Raw genomic sequence first — 19,758 nt, 5'->3', positions numbered from 1 at the left:
TCAGTCCTTAATGGGTTTTGCGGGGCCAAGCGTTCGCGACAAAGCGTCGGCCATCTCGAATGGCGGCGTCCAGCCGAGCCGGCGGCTTGTTTCGGAGATGTCGACGTGTAGCGAGCGCGTCAGGCGGTGGACCAGTTCGCGTTTTCCAGTCACATTTCCAGCAAACTCCAGCAGCGCCGGCGGGAACGGCAGCAGCGAGGCCGACGAGCCGGTTGCCGCGGCAATCATCCGCACGAGTTCCGGTGTCGATGGGCTCTTGCTATCGGCAACCATGAACGTTCCGCCTGCGGCGTCCGGATGGTTGGCAGCGGTCACGATCAGATCGGTCAGGTTCTCCAGATAGACCATCGACCTGCGGTTATCGATCGAGGCGAAGGGCAGCGGCAGGCCGCGTTGGACAAGCCGCACCAGCGCCTGGAAGCTTCCACGCATGCCGGGCCCGTAGACCAGCGGCGATCGGATGATAACGATCTCCATCGTCGTGCTGGCGCCAAGCGCGTGTAGCAATCGCTCGGCTTCGAGCTTCGTTCGGCCGTAGTCAGTCTCCGGAGTGGGCGTGCCCTCGGCCGTGAACGGCTTGCCTTTGGTCGTCGCCTCGCCGCTCGCCTTGATCGAACTCAAGAACACGAACCGTCTCACACCCGCAGCCGCCGCCTGACGCGCCAGGTTGATCGTCCCCTCGACATTCACGGATCGATACTCGGCAAGCACCGCCGGCGACCCTTCGACGACATTCTGATTGACGGCCGCGAGGTGGACCACGACATCGATGCCGTCAAGGGCGGCAGACCAGTCGGTCGCGCCGTGAATATCCCTGATAGCGAGGAGCTCGCCACTCCCGCCCCTGCCTGTGCCACGAAAGGGAATGCCGCGTTGCCGCAGTGTGCGCAACAGCCCCTGGCCGACAAAGCCGGAGGCGCCGGTTACGAGGAACATGCCAGCCTCCGGCGGCCTTGGCCGTCTTGCATGGCGCGGACCATCATTGCGATACCTCCTGCCGCAGCGCGACGAGATCCACCACGCGCTCCATGGGGCTGTATCCCGGCACCAGATCGCTGAGCGCCGCCTTCAGCCGCCTTGCATCCCCATCCCGCGCGAACTGCGCGAGCGCGTCGAGCTTGGCTGATAATTGCGCCCAGCCGAGGAACTGTTCGCGCGCGCGGCGGATCTTCGGATGGTCGGTCACTTCGGGATTGTCGTTGATCAGCAGCTCTTCATACAACTTCTCGCCCGGCCGCAGGCCTGTCGTCACGATGCTGATATCGCCGCCCGGGTTCTGCTCGTCCTGGACCGTCAGGCCCGACAGTTCGACCATGCGACGCGCGAGATCGATAATCTTCACCGGCTCGCCCATGTCGAGCAGGTAGACATCGCCACCGGATGCCATTGCGCCAGCTTGAATGACGAGCTGCGCTGCTTCCGGCACGGTCATGAAGAAGCGCGTAATGTCCTCATGCGTCAGCGTGATCGGACCACCCCGGCTGATCTGCTGGCGAAAGAGCGGCACGACGGAGCCCGACGAGCCCAATACGTTGCCGAAGCGCACCATGGAAAAGGTCGTGCTGCCGTGCTGTTCGGCGAGCGCCTGCAGGATCATTTCGGCCAGGCGTTTCGTGGCGCCCATGACATTGGTCGGGCGGACAGCCTTGTCTGTACTGACCAAAATCATGCGCTCGACACCGGCAGCCAAAGCCGCTTTGGACACCGTCAGCGTCCCGAATACATTGGTCTTGACGCCTTCGGCGGGGTTTTGTTCGACGAGCGGCACATGTTTGTAGGCCGCGGCATGATAGACCGTGGCCGGCTTCCAGGTCTGGATGATGGTATTGATGCGGTGTTCGTCGCAGACATCGGCAAGCAGCGGAACGATCGGAAATGGCGGCTCGGCACCTTCACCAGCCAGCTCGCCCTGCAGCGAATAAATGCCGAACTCGTTCTGATCCAGCAGCAGCAGCGCCTTGGGATGCAGCTTGGCGATCTCGCGACACAGCTGACTACCGATCGAGCCGGCGGCACCGGTGACAAGGACGATCCGATCGCGGACGTTCTGGTCCAGCAACGCAGTGTTCGGCAGGACTGCGGTGCGACCCAGGAGGTCCTCGACATCCAGGTCCTGAAGGTCGGTCAGCTGCGCCTGGCCAGTCGCAATTGCGCTGATATCGGGAACGGTGCGAACAGCGACCCGAGCGGAACGCAAGCGTTCGATGATCTCGTTGCGTCGGGAACGATCGATCTGCGGAAGAGCGAGAAGAACGGTCTTGACCTCGAGATCGGCGCAGACCTTCTCGATGTTAAGAGGGCTGTAGATCTTCACGCCGTTGAGCGACATCCCCTTCAGGCCCTTATCGTCATCGAGAAAGCCGACGACCTTGAACTCGGCCGAATGCCCCAAGGCGCTCACCAGTTGCCGTCCCTGGGAGCCAGCGCCGTAGACCAACGTGCGGATCGGCGCGGCCTCGCCGAGAATCTCGCTATAGGCATCGTAGAGGAAATAGCGTGCCACGAAACGCGACAGGCCAACGGCCAGCAAGAGCAGCATCGGCTGCAGGATGCCGACGGTTCGCGGGACGGTCGGAACGCTGATGACCGTGAAGATCACCATATAGACCGCGCCGTAGATCAGCACGCACTTGATGACCGTCGAAAAGGCTGCCCAGCCCATGAAGCGGAAGATGGCGCGGTAAAGCCCGAAGGTGATGAACAACGGCAGTGCAATGACGAGCGATACAGGGATCGTCCAGAACTGCACACCCGTCATCAGGTACCAGTCGTTGAAGCGAAAGCAGAAAGCGATCCAGACCGTAATGATGCATAGGCAGGCGTCGAAGAGCAGCGCGATCACCCGCTTCGCCGGTCGCGGCAAGGCAAGAACCTGCTGAACATAATTGTCAAACATAGCGCTGGCTCGATCGTGACTGGTTTGGCGATAGCAGCCGACACGCGATGCTATGGCAAAAACTGGAAAGGAAAAGATGGCTCATGAAACTGCGTACCGTACCCGACGAAAGAGTTCCACCATGCGCCAGATATGCGTTGGAATTTTGCGGATGCCACGTAGCTTGATCGATCGATACCGAGCGCGATCAGCGATCTGGCTCTCTTTCGACCGAACCGACAAGGCAATCAGATCGTCCTTCACGGTGTAGACCTTCACGCCGGTGGCCCACCCACGCTCAAGCGCTATGTCATAGGGGCATGTGATGACCTTGAGGGCCTCTACCAGCTTCTGCGCGCCCGCACGGGTGACGAGGTAGCATGCCGCGGACCCCTGGGGGCCAAACAGGCATTTTCCAATCACATCGCCACCGACCGACCTCGCGATCGGCCTGAACCAGACAACGCGATGGTTGAGCAATTTCAACACTTCGGCGAATGGCGCAGCCTGGTGCGCGCTGTAGGCGCGAGAGACGAGATCGGCGCTGAGATTGACATCATCCTCCATGATGACCGCGCACTCCGCCCGGCTCTCGAGAAACGCATTCAGCGCTTTGACGTGCGCGAGATAGCAACCGTATTCTTGCGGCAGCATCGGGCGACCATTGCCGCGAACGAAGGCGGCGCGGTCATAATCTGGCCACTGCGTTGCGCTCGCAGGGTCGATCTCGACGCCGGCGATACGCTGGACATCCAGGCGGAACTCTTCGGCCTGGCTCTTTATATGTTGCCAGCGGTCCATCGAGCGATCGAGGTTGATGACGTAGGACACGATTTCCCGTCGAGACAGGGCCTGACCCGTTTCGGATGGATGCGCATTGCTGATATCAGCCGCGCTCTCGATCTGCTGGCGTTCACGCACAGTCGTCTCCTGGGGCATCCATCGGGCGCCAAGCTTGCTACAGGTCTCTTCGCTAAGGCACACGTCTCGGCCAACCGCGACAGCCAATAATATGTATAGGAGGCGTGTGCAAGGCTCTACCCAAACGGGCAAAGCGTTTTCACGGGAAGAGTGACTCAAGAGCCGGCCATCGCCCACGAGCCAAATGGGGTGACGTGTCGCCAACGGATGACAATCAAGGCCACGCTCGGCTGCCAAGTCAGTTGTTTTTACCTGCAATCACACTGCGGAGTGGCAATTTTCGTCGATCACCATTTTTGTCTCCCGAACGCCAACTCGACACGCTCGTGCCAAGGTATGGTTGCAACCTAGGGCATCATCCGGATCAGCCCTTACGCGGTCCCCGCTTCAGCACGTCCCTGATCGAGAAGCTCGAATGGATACGCGCGACGCCGGGCAAGGTCGACAATATGTCCTTGTGGATTCGCTCGAAATCGCGCGCGCTTTCGACTTCCACCTTGAGAATGTAATCCGATCCACCGGTCATCAGGAAACATTCCTGAATCTCCGGATATCGGCGGATGGCTGCCTCAAACCTGTTCAGATGCTCCTCAGTCTGCCGATCGAGCGTGATGTTGACGATAACCGCCAGCGCGTCGTCGCTGTCCGAGGTGCCGATCAACGCCGTGTAGCCCCTGATATGACCGGATTTTTCCAGTCTTGCGATCCGTCGAAGACATGCTGAAGGAGAAAGGCCGACTTCCGCTGCAAGTGCCGTGTTGGCGATGCGCGCATTCAACCTGAGCTGACGCACGATGTTTCGGTCGATCGCATCCAGGATCATACGCAATAATTCCTCTTTTGGCGCGTGATAATTTCGTATTCGACAATCGAATGCAATATCGGCATGCTGATCAGCAGGAAATTGTTCAATTGTTTCTCTATTTTTATCGCAAGCACCAAAGGTGCATCGGCCGACGTCGTAAGCGCCAAATACACTTGGCAAAAAAGCATAGATAAAAGGGGCAAGCATGAAAGTGACCATTCTCGGCGCCGGTGTCATCGGGGTCACCAGCGCCTACTATCTGGCCAAGGCGGGACATCAGGTCACCATTATCGATCGCCAGTCCGGTCCGGCGCTCGAGACCAGCTTTGCCAATGCCGGCGAGGTGTCCTTCGGTTATTGCTCTCCCTGGGCGGCACCGGGTATTCCGCAGAAGGCGCTGAAGTGGCTGTTCATGGAGCATGCGCCGCTCGTCCTCCGCCCGAAGGTCGACTATGCGATGATCTCCTGGATGATCAGGATGCTCTCCAACTGCACCTCCGAGCGCTACGCGATCAACAAATCGCGCATGCTGCGCCTTGCCGATTACAGCCGTCAGTCACTCGCCGAGCTGCGCGCCGAGACCGATATCGCCTATGACGAGCGCATGCAGGGAACGCTGCAGCTCTTTCGCACGCAGGCGCAGCTCAATGCATCGGCAAAGGATGTGAAGGCGCTGGCGGCTGACGGTATTCCCTATGAAGTGCTGGACCGCGAGGGCTGCATTCGCATGGAGCCGGCATTGCGCCACGTCAGCGACAAGATCGTCGGCGGTCTGCTGACGCCCAAGGACGAAACCGGCGATTGCTTCAAGTTCACCAATGCACTTGCCGCAAAGTGCGTTTCGATGGGCGTCACCTTCGACTATGGACGCCAGATCCAGGGGCTTGCGATCGAGGCCGGACAGGCCAAGGGCGTCGTGACCGATACCGGTACCGTTTTCTCGGATGCCGTCGTCGTGGCGCTCGGCAGCTATTCGCCGCTGCTGTTGAAGCCATTCGGGATCAAGCTCCCCGTTTATCCGGTCAAGGGCTATTCGCTGACCATCCCGATCACCGATGCGTCGCGCGCGCCTGAGTCCACCGTTATGGACGAGACCTACAAGATCGCCATCACGCGTCTCGGCGACCGTATCCGCGTTGGCGGCATGGCGGAGATTTCCGGCTATACGAACGACCTCGGCCCCGCGCGCCGCAGAACCCTGGAGCATTCGGTCAGCGATCTCTTCCCCGGTGGCGATCTGAAGGCCGCGAACTATTGGTCGGGGTTGCGGCCGATGACGCCGGATGGCACGCCTGTCATCGGCGCGACCAACATCCGCAATCTCTTCCTCAACACCGGGCACGGAACGCTTGGCTGGACGATGAGCACGGGTTCGGCGCGGGTGCTGACGGATGTCGTCAGCGGCCGAAAGGCGGATATTGACGTCAGCGACCTGTCGCTCGCCAGATACGGCCGATAAAGGGCGGAATCGCCGGACGACTATGCTGGAGCCGGGGGCGCAACCCGGTCCAGCACCGCAGCTGAGCAGCGCCGCAACGATCGGTCTGACGCAGCCATGCATGCGGCAACTTCCTTGCCTGCTGCCGATAAACATCGCAACAATTTGCCATCGCTTTCAACGAAGAGCGCGCATAGACTTTGCATCATCTTGATTGCCTGAAGTGCTGCTGGAGGTTGATGCAGCGAAGTGCAATCCGCGAAATGATGCATGGGAGGAGAACCGTGCAGCTTGATGACGTTTGTTCTTCCCGGTTGCGGGAGGGGCAATTGCGTTATGGCCTGCGGGAGATCCCGATGCCGGCTTCGAGGAGGAGGTCGCGATGACGATGCAGGATCCGATTGTGATCACAGGCGCCGCCCGCACGCCGATCGGTGGCTTTCAGGGAGCTTTCTCGTCCCTGGCCGCACCGCAACTAGGCGCATCGGCGATAGCAGCGGCGCTCTCGCAAAGTGACGTCCCAGCTGAGAGTGTCGACGAGGTCATCATGGGCTGCGTGCTTGCAGCCGGCCAGGGTCAGGCTCCGGCACGACAGGCCGCGATTGGCGCCGATCTGCCCTTCTCAACTGCTGCCAGCACCGTCAACAAGATGTGCGGCTCCGGCATGAAAGCCGTGATGATCGGCCATGATCTGCTCGCCGCCGGCAGCGCTTCGGTGGTGATCGCGGGTGGCATGGAAAGCATGACCAATGCGCCCTATCTACTTGATCGTGCTCGCGGCGGCTATCGGCTCGGCCATGGGCGTGTGGTCGATCATATGTTCCTCGATGGGCTCGAGGATGCCTATGACAAGGGGCGCTTGATGGGGACATTCGCGGAAGACTGTGCCGAAGCCTACCAATTCACGCGCGAGGCGCAGGATGCCTATGCCATTACATCGCTCACACGGGCACAGAAGGCGATAGAGGGCGGCTATTTCGATCGTGAGATCGTGCCGGTATCGGTTGTCTCTGCGAAAAGCGAAGTGACGATCCGTGAGGACGAGCAGCCCGGCAAGGCCAGCATCGACAAGATCCCCAGGCTGAGACCGGCCTTCCGCGAAGGCGGCACTGTGACGGCCGCCAATGCGAGCTCGATTTCCGACGGCGCCGCCGCGCTGGTGCTGATGCGCCGCTCGCGGGCCGACCAACACGACATTGCACCCCGCGCGACAATCGTCGGGCACGCCACGCACTCGCAGGCCCCCGGCGAATTCGCCACGGCGCCGATCGGCGCGTTGAGAAAGCTCTCCGAGCGCACGGGGTGGCCGCTATCGAGCGTCGATCTCTTCGAAATCAACGAAGCCTTCGCCGTCGTGCCGATGGCCGCCATGCGTGATCTCGATATCCCCCACGACAAGGTCAACGTCCACGGCGGTGCATGCGCGCTCGGCCATCCGATCGGTGCGTCCGGGGCCCGTGTCATCGTCACGCTGCTGGCGGCGCTGGAGCGATACGGGATGAAGCGCGGGATGGCGGCGCTCTGCATCGGTGGCGGCGAGGCGACCGCTATCGCCATCGAGCGGCAGTGAGCGGGAAAGGAGGCGCTGATGATCTTGTCTGACACGCAGAGCCAAATCCGGGACCTCGCGCGCGATTTCGCACGCGAACGACTGGCGCCGGGCGCCGCTGAGCGGGACCGTACACATAGCTTCCCGCGCGACGAACTGAAGGAGATGGGCGAACTCGGCCTTCTCGGCATGCTGGTGCCGGAGGCCTATGACGGCTCCGACACGGGAACGGTCGCTTATGCGGCGGCGCTCGAAGAGATCGCCGCCGGAGATGGCCCCTGCTCGACGATCATGAGCGTGCATAGCTCCGTTGGCTGCGTTCCGATCCTCAAATTCGGAAACGAGGAGCAGAAACAGCGCTTCCTTCCGAAGCTTGCCACCGGCGAATGGATCGGTGGCTTCGCGCTGACGGAACCGCAGGCCGGCTCCGACGCCTCCAATCTGCGCACCCGGGCGCGACGTGACGGCGATGACTATGTGCTTGATGGCGCCAAGCAGTTCATCACCTCGGGCAAGAACGGACAGGTCATCATCGTCTTCGCTGTCACGGATGCGGCAGCCGGCAAGAAGGGGATAACCGCCTTCATCGTGCCGACGGACACGCCGGGATACGAGGTCATTCGCGTCGAGCACAAATTGGGCCTGCACGCCTCCGACACCTGCCAGATCGCCTTCAACGACATGCGCATTGCCGCCGATCTTCGCCTCGGCGAGGAAGGCGATGGCTACAGGATCGCGCTTGCCAATCTCGAAGGCGGCCGGATCGGGATCGCGGCGCAGGCGGTCGGCATGGCGCGTGCGGCTTATGAGGCAGCGCGCGACTACGCCCGCGAGCGGGCGGCGTTCGGCAAGCCGATCATCGAGCATCAGGCCGTCGCCTTCCGGCTCGCCGACATGGCAACCCAGATCGAGGCCGCGCGGCAGTTGGTGTTTCATGCGGCAAGCCTGCGCGAGGCGGGTCTGCCTTGTCTCTCCGAGGCATCGATGGCCAAGCTCTTTGCGTCGGAGATGGCCGAGCGCGTCTGTTCCGACGCGATCCAGATCCACGGCGGCTACGGCTACATGAGCGATTATCCCGTCGAGCGCATCTACCGGGACGTCCGCATTTGCCAGATCTACGAGGGAACGAGTGACGTGCAGCGCATGGTGATCGCCCGCAATCTATAGGGAGAATACGCCGCGTCGGTCTTGAGGAGAGGATCGATGCGAGCGGAGGAGGAACACAGGAAATGCCAGACAGTCAGCGACTGAGCCTCTACGTCCCCGAACCCGCCGTTCGCCCTGGCGGTCTACCCGATTTCTCCAACGTCAAGATCGCCAAGGCCGGCGCCGTGCCGCGCCCGGAGGTGGATGTCGCGTCCGAAGACATCCGCGATCTTGCCTATTCGATCATCCGCGTGCTGAACCAGGAGGGCGAGGCCGTTGGGCCCTGGGCGGGGTTGCTCTCGGACGAGGCGCTTTTGACCGGGCTGCGCAACATGATGAAGCTGCGCGCCTTCGACGCACGCATGCTGATGGCGCAGCGCCAGGGCAAGACGTCCTTCTACATGCAGCATCTTGGCGAAGAGGCGGTCAGTTGCGCCGTGCGCAAGGCGCTGAACAAGGGGGACATGAATTTCCCGACCTATCGGCAGGCCGGCCTCCTCATCGCCGACGACTATCCAATGGTCGAGATGATGAACCAGATCTTCTCCAACGAGAACGATCCACTGCGCGGGCGGCAATTGCCGATCATGTACTCCTCCAAGGAGCACGACTTCTTCACCATCTCGGGCAACCTTGCCACCCAATATGTCCAGGCAGTCGGCTGGGCGATGGCGTCGGCGATCAAGAACGACAAGCGCATCGCCGCCGCCTGGATCGGTGACGGTTCGACCGCGGAATCCGATTTTCACTCGGCCCTCGTCTTTGCCTCGACCTACAGGGCGCCGGTGATCTTGAATATCGTCAACAATCAGTGGGCGATCTCCACATTCCAGGGCATCGCGCGCGGCGGCTCCGGCACGTTCGCCGCTCGCGGGCTCGGCTTCGGCATCCCGGCGCTGCGTGTCGATGGCAACGACTATCTGGCGGTCTACGCCGTGGCGCGCTGGGCGGCGGACCGGGCGCGGCGCAATCTGGGTCCGACGCTGATCGAGTATGTCACCTATCGCGTCGGCGCCCACTCGACCTCCGACGATCCGAGCGCCTATCGACCGAAAACCGAATCCGACGCATGGCCGCTCGGAGATCCCGTGCTGCGGCTGAAGAAGCATCTGATCCTCAAGGGTGTCTGGTCCGAGGAGCGCCATGTTCAGGCCGAGGCCGAGATCCTGGACGAGGTGATCGATGCGCAAAAGCGGGCCGAGGAACACGGAACGCTGCATGCCGGCGGCAAGCCTTCGGTGCGGGACATTTTCGAGGGTGTCTATGCCGAGATGCCGCCGCATATCCGCCGGCAGCGGCAGAAAGCGGGGTATTGATATGGCGCGCATGACCATGATCGAGGCGGTGCGCAGCGCCATGGATATCTCGATGGCCCGAGACGAGGACGTCGTCGTGTTCGGCGAGGATGTCGGCTATTTCGGCGGCGTGTTCCGCTGTACGCAAGGGCTTCAGGCGAAATATGGCAAGACCCGCTGCTTCGATACGCCCATCAGCGAATCCGGCATCGTCGGCACGGCGATCGGCATGGCGGCCTATGGGCTGAAGCCCTGCGTCGAGATCCAGTTCGCCGATTACATGTATCCGGCCTACGACCAGATCACCCAGGAGGCGGCGCGCATTCGCTATCGCTCGAATGGCGATTTCACATGCCCGATCGTGCTCAGGATGCCGACAGGCGGCGGGATATTCGGCGGGCAGACGCACAGCCAGAGCCCGGAAGCGCTGTTCACCCACGTCTGCGGCCTCAAGGTGGTCGTTCCCTCCAACCCCTATGACGCCAAGGGGCTGCTCATCGCCGCGATCGAGGACCCTGATCCGGTGATGTTTCTCGAGCCCAAGCGGCTCTACAACGGCCCCTTCGATGGCCACCACGAGCGTCCGGTCACGCCATGGTCGAAGCACGAACTCGGCGAGGTGCCCGAAGACCACTATGCAATCCCGATCGGCAAGGCGGAGATCCGCCGCGCCGGAAGCGGGGTCACGGTCATTGCCTATGGCACGATGGTGCATGTGGCGCTCGCGGCGGCCGAGGATACCGGTGTCGATGCCGAGGTGATCGATCTGCGCAGCCTTTTGCCGCTCGACCTCGATACCATCGTGCAATCCGTGTCGAAGACCGGCCGTTGCGTCGTGGTTCACGAGGCAACGCTGACGTCTGGCTTCGGGGCGGAGATCGTGGCGTTGCTCCAGGAGCATTGTTTCTACCATCTGGAGGCGCCGATCGTGCGGGTCGCGGGCTGGGATACGCCCTATCCGCATGCGCAGGAGTGGGACTATTTCCCCGGTCCCGCGCGCGTCGGACGGGCGCTTCGTGAAGTCATGGAGGCGTGAGGATGGGCGAGTTCACGATCAAGATGCCCGATGTCGGTGAAGGCGTGGCCGAGGCGGAGCTGGTCGAATGGCACGTGAAGGCTGGCGATCCGGTTCGCGAGGACATGGTGATCGCGGCCGTGATGACTGACAAGGCCACTGTCGAGATCCCGTCACCGGTCAGCGGCACGGTGACCTGGCTCGGCGCCGAAGTGGGAGACACCGTGGCGGTGAAGGCGCCGCTGGTGAGGATAGAGACAGCGGGCGGAGATGATGCGCCGGCGCCCACTCAGCCCGCGCCCCTCGCGGCGGAGAAGCCGTCCGCCGCAGCCAGTGTAAGCGAGGCGCCCGTTCGACAGCAACCGGCCAAGGCCAAGCAAGCGCTGTCCCAGCCGACAAACAGCGGTCAGCAGGAGAAGCCGCTGGCATCGCCCTCCGTGCGCCTCTTCGCACGCGAGAGCGGCGTCGATCTCAGACAAGTGCCGCCAAACCGTCCGGATGGACGCATTCTGCGCGAAGATGTCGAGCAATATCTTGTGCGCGGTGCGTCTTCGCTTGCCGCCCCTGTCCCCTTCGCGAGGAATACGACGACCGAAGAGGTCAAACTGACCGGCATGCGGCGGCGGATCGCCGAGAAAATGTCGCTCTCCACCTCGCGTATCCCGCATATCACCTATGTCGAGGAAATCGACATGACGGCGCTGGAGGATTTGCGGGCGACGATGAACCGGGACCGCAAGCCGGAGCATCCGAAACTGACGATTCTTCCCTTCCTGATGCGGGCGATCGTCAAGGCTGTTGCCGACCAGCCGGATATAAACGCCACCTTCAACGATGATGCCGGCATCCTCACCCGATCCGGCGGCGTTCACGTCGGCATCGCGGCACAGACGCCTGCCGGCCTCGTGGTGCCGGTGGTGCGGCACGCCGAGGCCCGCACGATCTGGGACTGCGCCGGCGAGATGGCGCGCTTGGCGGAGGCTGCACGCAATGGAACCGCGACGCGTGACGAACTCACGGGCTCGACCATCACCATCAGCTCGCTGGGCGCGCTTGGAGGGATCGTCTCGACACCCGTCATCAACCACCCGGAGGTCGCGATCATCGGCGTCAACAAGATCGCCACCCGCCCCGCCTGGGATGGGACGCAATTTGTGCCGCGCAAGATGATGAACCTTTCCTCCAGCTTCGACCATCGCATCATCGACGGCTGGGACGCGGCGACCTTCATTCAGCGCATCCGCGTGCTGCTTGAAACGCCGGCGCTGATTTTCATCGAAGGCTGAGGGCCATGAAAGAGATCATCTGCAAATTACTGGTCATCGGCGCTGGGCCCGGCGGTTACGTCTGCGCCATCCGCGCGGGTCAGTTGGGCATCGACACCGTGATCGTCGAAATGGAAAAGCCCGGCGGCACCTGCCTGAATATCGGCTGCATTCCCTCCAAGGCGCTCATCCATGCGGCCGACGAATTCGACGCCGCGCGCCGTATGGCAAGCGGTCGAGACCCGCTTGGCATTCGCGCCGAAGGTGTGGCAATCGATCTCGCCAGGACGATCGCCTGGAAAGACGGCATCGTCGGCCGTCTCACTGGCGGCGTTGCCGCCTTGCTGCAGAAGGCAAGGGTGAAGCAGCTCCATGGCCGGGCGCGGTTCCGCGACGGGAAAACGGTGGAGGTCGAGACGGAGACCGGCGCACAGATCATCCGCGCGGAGAACATCGTGATCGCGACGGGCTCGGAGCCGGTCGAACTGCCTGGCCTTCCATTCGGTGGAAGGGTTATCTCCTCCACGGAGGCGCTGGCGCTGCAGAGCGTGCCGGAAAGACTGGTGGTGGTCGGCGCCGGCTATATCGGCCTGGAACTCGGCACAGCCTTCGCCAAGCTGGGCTCTTCGGTCACCATCGTCGAGGCAACGGGCCAGATACTGCCGCAATACGACGCCGAGCTTGTCCGCCCCGTCGCAAAGGCGCTTAGGGAGCGCGGCATCGAGCTTCATCTGGCGGCCAAGGCAAAGGCGCTGTCCGATGCCGGCGAAAGCCTGATCATCGAGCAGGCCGATGGCCGCGAGGTCAAACTGCCGGCTGACAGGATACTCGTCACCGTCGGGCGCAGGCCACGAACAACAGGCGCGGGATTGAAGGAACTCGATCTCGATCGCGCCGGGCCGTATCTGCGCGTTGATGATCGGTGCCGCACCTCGATGCGTGGGGTCTACGCCATCGGCGACATCACCGGAGAACCGATGCTCGCGCACCGGGCAATGGCGCAGGGCGAGATGGTGGCGGAGATCATCGCCGGCCGGCCGCGCAGCTGGGACAAGCGCTGCATTCCCGCCGTCTGCTTCACGGACCCGGAGATCGTAAGCGCCGGCTTGTCACCGGAAGAGGCGCGCGCTCAGGGTTACGAGATCCGCGTCGGCCAGTTCCCCTTCTCGGCCAATGGACGGGCCATGACTATGCAGTTCGAAGATGGCTTCGTGCGTGTGGTGGCCCGCGCCGACACCAATCTCGTGCTCGGCCTGCAGGCAGTCGGCCGCGGCGTTTCCGAATTGTCGGCGGCGTTTGCGCTGGCGATCGAAATGTGCGTTCGCCTGGAGGACATCGCCGGAACGATCCACGCTCATCCGACGCGCAGCGAAGCGGTTCAGGAGGCGGCGCTAAAGGCGCTCGGGCACGCGTTACACATGTGAGGGATGGCACCCGAAATTCGAGTTCTATCGCTTGCGTCTAAGACCGTGGCTCGTCGAGCACGGTCTCGGCTTCATCGCGGCTCATGCCGAGAACGGAGCGTCCCAATTCGAAACCGAAGCCGTTGCGGGCGAAAGCGGACATTTCCTTGTTGTAGCGCTTCTCGTCGGCCTCCTCGCGCCGAAAGGGGCCGAAGCCGCGTTTGCGGGCGAAGTTGATCGCGGCCACGAGGTCGTCGCTCTCTTCGAGCGCGATGACGGCGGTCTCGCGGTCGATGCCCTTGATCGCGAGCTTCTGCGCCATGATCCGCTTCGACCGGCCGCTGCGCACGCCGGATCGCACGCTGATCTCGGCGTAGACGACATCGTTCAATCCGCCCTGCTCATGGCCGAACTTGACCGCGAGATCGGCGAGCGCCTTGATCTGAGCTTCGGATATGTTCTCGAATTTCTGCTTGGCCTTGCGCGAGATCGCATCGGCCAGCTGCTTCTCGGTCATCATCTGCCGTCCCAAGCGGTAGATGGTCGAGTTGCGCGCCCAGCTCTGCATGCGGCTGGTAGGTATATCGGATTGCGTGTCTTCGTCGGCCATGGCGTTCCGGATCGCGTCCAGAATCGCCTGGAGCAGGTCGTTTCAGCCAGTTAATGCCATCCGGCAGGGATTTCCAGCACTCTCCTGCCTCACCCCGCCTCAGGCAACGTGCAGGACTTCCGCCGACAGAAGCAGAAGGAAGGTATCGTCATCCAGCCGCTCGGCGATCTCGCCGGTGTCGGTAACGTAATCGGTGCGCGGATGCGTTGCGACATCAAGCGCCAAACGCGATGTCAGGATCTGCTCGATAACAACGTAATGCGCGCCCGAACTGCTCTCACAGTGAAAGCGGTTGGTCTCTTTGTACTGCGCCATGATCAAATTCCTCAAGAAATGACCGTCACGCCCACAATACTTGGCAGCCACCTGCCGATAGTCAAGAACACCCACCCTACTCAATAAGTTTTCTGTTAACAGAAGGATTAATTCCGCGAGCGGCCCGGCTCAGTGCGCGGGCTGCTGCTTTGCCCTCGCGACGATCTGCGTAGGGTTGACGAACTGCAACGCGATCACCAGCCAGAACAACGTCGTCACCATGTAGACGACCGCCATGGCATCGATCGACTGGCCAGCCCGCACGCCGGATGCAAACACGGCATAATAGAGCGACACGACGAGGGTCTGCGTGGTCGGCCCGGCAATGAGGAAGGTGAGCTCGAACATCGCGATGGTGCGAACCAGCACCAAGAGCAATGCTGCCAGCATGCCGGGCAGGAGCAGCGGCAGCAAGATGCGCAGGAACAGGCTGGTGGTGCCTGCGCCAAACACACGGGCGGCGGCTTCGATGCGTGGGTCGATCTGCTCGATGAAGGGGATCATCACCAAGACCACGAAGGGAAGCGACGGCACCACGTTGATGAGAACGACGCCCCAGAAGGTTCCGCCCAGTCCGAGCTGATAAAGCACCGTCGCCAGCGGGATGCCGTAGGTGAGCGGCGGGATCAGCAGAGGCAGAAGGAAAAGGAGAATGACCACGCGCTTGCCGGCAAAGTCGCGGCGCGCCAGCGCATAGGCCGTCATCACGCCGAGAATGCCTGAAATGATGACGACGGTGAAGACGATCTCGAAGGTGACGAGGACGACGCTGGAGAGCTGGAATTCCTTCCAGGCGCTGAAATACCATTTCGTTGTCCAGCCAGCCGGCAGCCATGTGCCCAGCCATCGTGTCGCGAACGAGTTGACGACGACGGCGGCGATGACCGCCAGCAGATTGAGAACAAAGAGCGTGGCGAGCGCCCAGATGGCGAAACGCCAGATCTTCGAGGTGAGGCCTTGGTCGCGGATCATGGTCAGCCTTTCGTGCCGCCGGCGGGGCCGCGGTAGAAGAACGAGCGTGCGCCGAGAACGGCCAGCACCACTAGAAGCTCGACGCCGCCCATGATGAGCGCGATCGCCGAGCCCAGCGAGTGATCATACTGCTCGAACGCGGCCTGATAGGCGGCAATCGAGATGACGCGGGTCGGCCCCGCCGGTGCGCCCAGCAGCACGGCGGACGGAAACACCGCGAATGCCTGAACGAAGGCAAGGCAGAAGGTCACCGCAAGCCCCGGCACCAGCAGCGGCAGAAAGACGCGCATGAAACGCTGCCTCGGCCCGGCCCCAAGCGTGGCGGCGGCCTGCTCGATCGCCGGATCGATGCCGGTGATATAGGATAGCGTCAGCAGGAAGGCGAAGGGGAAGCCGGTGATCAGCAGCGATGCGAAGACGCCCCAGTAGTTGTTGGTCAGCTTGATCGGATTGTCGATGAGGCCGATCATGAGAAGCGTGTGGTTGAACCAGCCGCGCGGTCCGAGGAACGTCAGCAAGCCGTCGGCGACGAACACCGTGCCGAGCGTGATTGGTAGTACCAGAATGGTCGTCAGCAGACGCTGGCGCTGCATCAGCCGGACACGAAAGGCAACCGGCACGGCGAAGGCGAGGTTGATAATCGTCACCGGCAGCGCCAGCCAGAGCGTCGCGCCGATGGTGTTGTACTGGAAGGGATCGCTGAAGAACTTGGCGTAGTTGGCGTACCAGGCGCCATCCTTCGGCGTCAACGAATCCACGACGCCATAGAGAAACGGATAGACGAATAACGCGATCATGAAGGCAAGGCCGGGCAGGATCAGCATGGTGGTGCCGTCGAAGCCCCGGGCGGCCAGCCGCGTTCGAAGCGACGGCGCGCTCATCGTGCGCTGTCCCCGAACAGGAGCGCCCTGCCCGCTATCGGCTTCAGCCGCGTTGCCGTTCCGCGCGGCAACGCGTCGTCGGCGCGGAAATAGAGGTCGGAGCCGTCGGCCGAGCGCGCCAGTCCGAAGAAGGCGCGGCCGCGATATTCCATGCTTGATACGCTAGCGGCAATCCCCTCGTCGGCAGCCACCAGATCCTCGGGCCGCACGGACAGGATGGCGGCGTCGCCGGGCTTGAGCGGCGTGCGCATCGTGCCGGTGATGCGTGCGCCGGCAACGTCGATCTCGGCCTCATCACCGGAGACCGAGACGACCTTGCCGGGCACGCGGGTGCGAAAGCCCATGAAGTCGGCGACGCCGACATTGACGGGGCGCTGATAGAGATCCTGCGGCGAGCCGATCTGCTCGATGTGTCCCTGGCTCATGACCACGATGCGGTCGGCCAGCGACAGCGCCTCGTCCTGGTCATGCGTGACGTAGATGGTCGTCGAGCCGATCTGATCGTGAATGCCGCGGATTTCGGCGCGCATCTCCAGGCGCAGCTTGGCGTCGAGATTGGACAAGGGCTCGTCCATGAGCACGATAGGCGGGCGGATGACGATGGCGCGGGCGATGGCCACGCGCTGCTGCTGGCCGCCGGAGAGCTGCCCGGGTAGCTTGTCCGCCTGGCTTTCCAGACGCACCAGCGCCAAGGCGTCGTTGATCCGCTTGTCGGCCTCCGGTCCCTTGATGCCCTGCATGGTGAGACCGAAGCCGACATTCTTGCGCACGCTCATATGCGGGAAAAGCGCGTAGCTCTGAAACACCATCCCGAACCCGCGACGTTCGGGCTCAAGCTGGTCGATGCGCTTGCCGCCCAGACGTATCTCCCCGCCGGACAGGCCCAGAAGGCCGGCGATACAGTTAAGTGCCGTGGATTTGCCGCAGCCGGACGGGCCAAGCAGGGCCACGAATTCGCCGGGCTCGATCGCAAGATCGATGCCATCTAGCGCGTTGTAGGCGCCGAAGGAGCGGCTGAGCCCATCGAGTTCAAGACGCGCGGTGCCGCGCGAAGAGGCCACCGTATTCGCTACCGAGTTCAAACCACTCTCCATGTCACGACGGAAATGGCCGGCACCGGCTATCGTAGCCGGCGCCGGCGATGTCAGCGATCAGCCCTTCTTGGCGCCGATCTTTTCGTCCCAGATCCGGAAGGCTTCAACGAGCTGCTTCGGCTCAAGCGGCACCTCCAGCGGATTGTTGGCAATCCAGTCGGCATATTCGGGCCGGCCGAACTCCTTGATCGTGTCCTGGCTTTCCTGCGGCGCCATCTCGATCGTCACGTCCTTGACGGCGGGACCCGGATAGAAATAGCCGGCGTCATAGGCGATCGCCTGCTGCTTGGGCTGCAGAATGTAGTTCAAGACGTCGATCAGCACCGCGATCTTCTCGTCGGAGACGCCCTTGGGGATAACGGCGTAGTGCGCATCGGTCACCCAATGGAAGCCTTCGAGCTTCTGCACCTTCGCTTCGGCGGGAACGATGCCGAGCGCACGCGGGTTGATGTCCCAGCCGGTGGTGGAAACGACGATGTCGCGCGTCCCCTCGCCGAGTTCCTTCATCACCTGACCGGTGCCGGTCGGGTAATATTCGATGTGTTCGCCAAGTGCTGCCAGATATTCCCAGGTCTTGTCCCAGCCCTTGACCGGATCGCGAGGATCGCTGTCGCCGAGCAGATAGGGCAGGCCCATGAGGAAGGTGCGGCCGGGGCCGGAATTGGCCGGGCGGGCGTAGATGAAGCGGTTCTTGTTGGCCTTTGCCCATTCCAGCAGTTCCGGCGCCGATTTCGGCGGCGTGGCGACCTTGTCTGGCATGTATTCGATCAGCGGGCCCGAGGGATAATAGGTGATGACGATGCCCTGATCCTTGGCGAGCGCCTGCATCTTGAATGCCTGCGGTTGCAGGATCTTTTCGATGTCGGGAAGATCCGCCTTGTGCGCGGCAAGATCGAGCCAGAGGCCCTGGTCGAGGCCGGCCGAGAGCGCGTCGGTGCCTGTTAGTACGAGGTCGATATCGACCTTTCCGGCCGCCTGCTGCGCCTTGATCTTGCCGGGAAGTTCCGGGGCCGGCGCCTTGGTGAAGGCGAAGTTCGAGACCCAATCGGCCTTTTCGGATGCATAGGCTTCAAACATGCCCTGCGTCAGCGCCAGGTTGCCGGCGACGTCAGCGATGGTGATGGTCACGGGGCTTGCGGGCTTCTTGGCCTGCGCCCAAACCTTGACGGGAAGCATGGCGGCGACGGCAGCGCTGGCTGCGGTCCCGACGAATGTTCTACGGGTAAATTTCATGCTGTTCTCTCCTCCTCTTTTGGCCGCACAGAGCACACCAAATCCGTGCACGTGCGTATCCTGATCCATTTATGCGGTCGGATTTTCTGGCCGGCTTTGTTTGGAACCTCCTGAATTTCTTGCCAGAAACACCGTTCCTCCACGGTGTATCTTGGCAGCCATGTAGAATTGATATACTAGTATGCACATTCAAGTCAACGTTAGGGCCCTACATGCATCCAGCCGCAGCCACCGCCATTCCCGAGCTTTCGGCGCAGGCCGAGCGGCCGGCAAAGCTGCGGCGCGTTACGACGGCGGACGCCATTTTCGACCGGCTCTACAACGATATCGTCTCGCTGAAGATGCCGCCCGGCATGGCGCTGCAGGAAAAACGGATCGCCGAGGATTTCGCGGTCAGCCGAACGCCCGTTCGCGAGGCTCTGCTCAGGCTGTCGGAAGGCGGGTTGGTCGATATCTATCCGCAGTCGGGCACCGTCGTGTCGCGCGTACCGGTTTCGGCGATCCCCGAGGCTGTCGTGGTGCGCAAGGCGCTGGAGGGAACGACGGTCGAGCGTGCAACGGAGATCGCCTCGGCGGCTGACCTTTCCCGTCTCGACGCCATCATCACGCGGCAGCGGGCGCTGTCCATTCTGGGCGACACTTCCGGTTTTCACGAAGAGGATGAAGCCTTCCACGAGGCCATCGCGCAGATTGCCGGCTATCCAGGCATCTGGGGCATCCTCAAATCCGTCAAAGTCCAGATAGACCGCGCTCGGCGGCTGACGCTGCCGGTGCTCGGCCGCATGGAGAATGTGGTGGGCGAGCACGCGATCATCCGCGACGCGATCGCCGCGCATGACGTGGAGGCCGCCCGCGCCGCGATGACGCATCATCTGAGCGCGGTCATCCCTGATGTGGCGGAGCTGCGCACGCGCTACCCCGATTATTTCTGCTGACGAACG

The 19,758-nt window shown here is 62.5% G+C and carries 18 protein-coding genes; 8 read left to right on the top strand and 10 right to left on the bottom strand.

The annotated features are described in order from the left end of the window. From ACODTZ_RS03560 to ACODTZ_RS03545, 4 genes are all read right to left on the bottom strand, one after another. Positions 1-936 carry an NAD-dependent epimerase/dehydratase family protein gene (locus tag ACODTZ_RS03560; protein WP_489023806.1) on the bottom strand — a complete coding sequence of 312 codons (936 nt, stop codon included), beginning with the start codon at positions 934-936 and terminating at the stop codon, positions 1-3. 43 nt (positions 937-979) lie between these two features. Beyond that, complete coding sequence (locus tag ACODTZ_RS03555; protein WP_489023804.1) at positions 980-2,896, bottom strand: polysaccharide biosynthesis protein; 1,917 nt, start codon at positions 2,894-2,896, stop codon at positions 980-982. A gap of 81 nt (positions 2,897-2,977) precedes the next feature. Next, on the bottom strand, positions 2,978-3,796 hold the full coding sequence (locus tag ACODTZ_RS03550; protein ID WP_489023802.1) for a glycosyltransferase family 25 protein: 819 nt from the start codon (positions 3,794-3,796) through the stop codon (positions 2,978-2,980). A gap of 364 nt (positions 3,797-4,160) precedes the next feature. After that, complete coding sequence (locus tag ACODTZ_RS03545) at positions 4,161-4,619, bottom strand: Lrp/AsnC family transcriptional regulator (RefSeq protein ID WP_018901300.1); 459 nt, start codon at positions 4,617-4,619, stop codon at positions 4,161-4,163. 187 nt (positions 4,620-4,806) lie between these two features. Here ACODTZ_RS03545 and ACODTZ_RS03540 point away from each other — a divergent pair, with 187 nt between their 5' ends. From ACODTZ_RS03540 to lpdA, 7 genes are all read left to right on the top strand, one after another. Beyond that, positions 4,807-6,060 carry a D-amino acid dehydrogenase gene (locus ACODTZ_RS03540; protein ID WP_489023800.1) on the top strand — a complete coding sequence of 418 codons (1,254 nt, stop codon included), beginning with the start codon at positions 4,807-4,809 and terminating at the stop codon, positions 6,058-6,060. A gap of 361 nt (positions 6,061-6,421) precedes the next feature. Beyond that, positions 6,422-7,609, top strand: coding sequence for an acetyl-CoA C-acyltransferase (locus tag ACODTZ_RS03535; RefSeq protein ID WP_489023798.1), 1,188 nt, complete (start codon positions 6,422-6,424; stop codon positions 7,607-7,609). Positions 7,610-7,627: 18 nt separating this feature from the next. Further along, positions 7,628-8,755, top strand: coding sequence for an acyl-CoA dehydrogenase family protein (locus tag ACODTZ_RS03530; protein WP_489023796.1), 1,128 nt, complete (start codon positions 7,628-7,630; stop codon positions 8,753-8,755). 62 nt (positions 8,756-8,817) lie between these two features. Next, positions 8,818-10,050 carry a thiamine pyrophosphate-dependent enzyme gene (locus tag ACODTZ_RS03525; protein WP_489023794.1) on the top strand — a complete coding sequence of 411 codons (1,233 nt, stop codon included), beginning with the start codon at positions 8,818-8,820 and terminating at the stop codon, positions 10,048-10,050. Position 10,051: 1 nt separating this feature from the next. Beyond that, positions 10,052-11,065: an alpha-ketoacid dehydrogenase subunit beta gene (locus ACODTZ_RS03520; RefSeq protein ID WP_489023792.1), complete on the top strand. Its 1,014-nt coding sequence runs from the start codon at positions 10,052-10,054 to the stop codon at positions 11,063-11,065. A gap of 2 nt (positions 11,066-11,067) precedes the next feature. Then, positions 11,068-12,330 carry a dihydrolipoamide acetyltransferase family protein gene (locus tag ACODTZ_RS03515; protein ID WP_489023790.1) on the top strand — a complete coding sequence of 421 codons (1,263 nt, stop codon included), beginning with the start codon at positions 11,068-11,070 and terminating at the stop codon, positions 12,328-12,330. Positions 12,331-12,335: 5 nt separating this feature from the next. Beyond that, positions 12,336-13,733: a dihydrolipoyl dehydrogenase gene (lpdA, locus tag ACODTZ_RS03510; RefSeq protein ID WP_489023788.1), complete on the top strand. Its 1,398-nt coding sequence runs from the start codon at positions 12,336-12,338 to the stop codon at positions 13,731-13,733. A gap of 37 nt (positions 13,734-13,770) precedes the next feature. On the opposite strand, the gene recX is transcribed toward lpdA, so the two are convergent. The 6 genes from recX to ACODTZ_RS03480 all read right to left on the bottom strand — a co-directional run bounded on the left by recX (position 13,771) and on the right by ACODTZ_RS03480 (position 18,817). Continuing rightward, complete coding sequence (gene recX, locus ACODTZ_RS03505) at positions 13,771-14,322, bottom strand: recombination regulator RecX (protein WP_489023786.1); 552 nt, start codon at positions 14,320-14,322, stop codon at positions 13,771-13,773. Between the two features lie 99 nt (positions 14,323-14,421). Then, entirely contained in the window at positions 14,422-14,637 is a 216-nt protein-coding gene (locus ACODTZ_RS03500; protein WP_018901290.1) for a hypothetical protein, read from the bottom strand. A gap of 129 nt (positions 14,638-14,766) precedes the next feature. Then, entirely contained in the window at positions 14,767-15,609 is an 843-nt protein-coding gene (locus tag ACODTZ_RS03495; RefSeq protein ID WP_112981189.1) for an ABC transporter permease, read from the bottom strand. Positions 15,610-15,611: 2 nt separating this feature from the next. Continuing rightward, the gene (locus ACODTZ_RS03490) at positions 15,612-16,490 is read right to left on the bottom strand and encodes an ABC transporter permease (RefSeq protein ID WP_489023783.1); all 879 of its coding nucleotides are present in this window, start codon (positions 16,488-16,490) and stop codon (positions 15,612-15,614) included. Next, positions 16,487-17,584, bottom strand: coding sequence for an ABC transporter ATP-binding protein (locus ACODTZ_RS03485; protein ID WP_489023781.1), 1,098 nt, complete (start codon positions 17,582-17,584; stop codon positions 16,487-16,489). The genes ACODTZ_RS03490 and ACODTZ_RS03485 overlap by 4 nt, the downstream gene beginning before the upstream one ends. Before the next feature lie 57 nt (positions 17,585-17,641). Then, positions 17,642-18,817, bottom strand: a complete 1,176-nt coding sequence (locus tag ACODTZ_RS03480) for an extracellular solute-binding protein (protein ID WP_113177537.1) — start codon at positions 18,815-18,817, stop codon at positions 17,642-17,644. A 212-nt stretch (positions 18,818-19,029) separates the two neighbouring features. On the opposite strand from ACODTZ_RS03480, the gene ACODTZ_RS03475 reads away from it, so the two are divergent. After that, the gene (locus ACODTZ_RS03475; RefSeq protein ID WP_018901285.1) at positions 19,030-19,752 is read left to right on the top strand and encodes a GntR family transcriptional regulator; all 723 of its coding nucleotides are present in this window, start codon (positions 19,030-19,032) and stop codon (positions 19,750-19,752) included. The last annotated feature ends 6 nt before the right edge of the window (positions 19,753-19,758 follow it).

It is taken from the genome of Rhizobium sp. FG113 (assembly GCF_057809895.1).
This window is presented reverse-complemented; position numbering and strand designations above follow the sequence as displayed.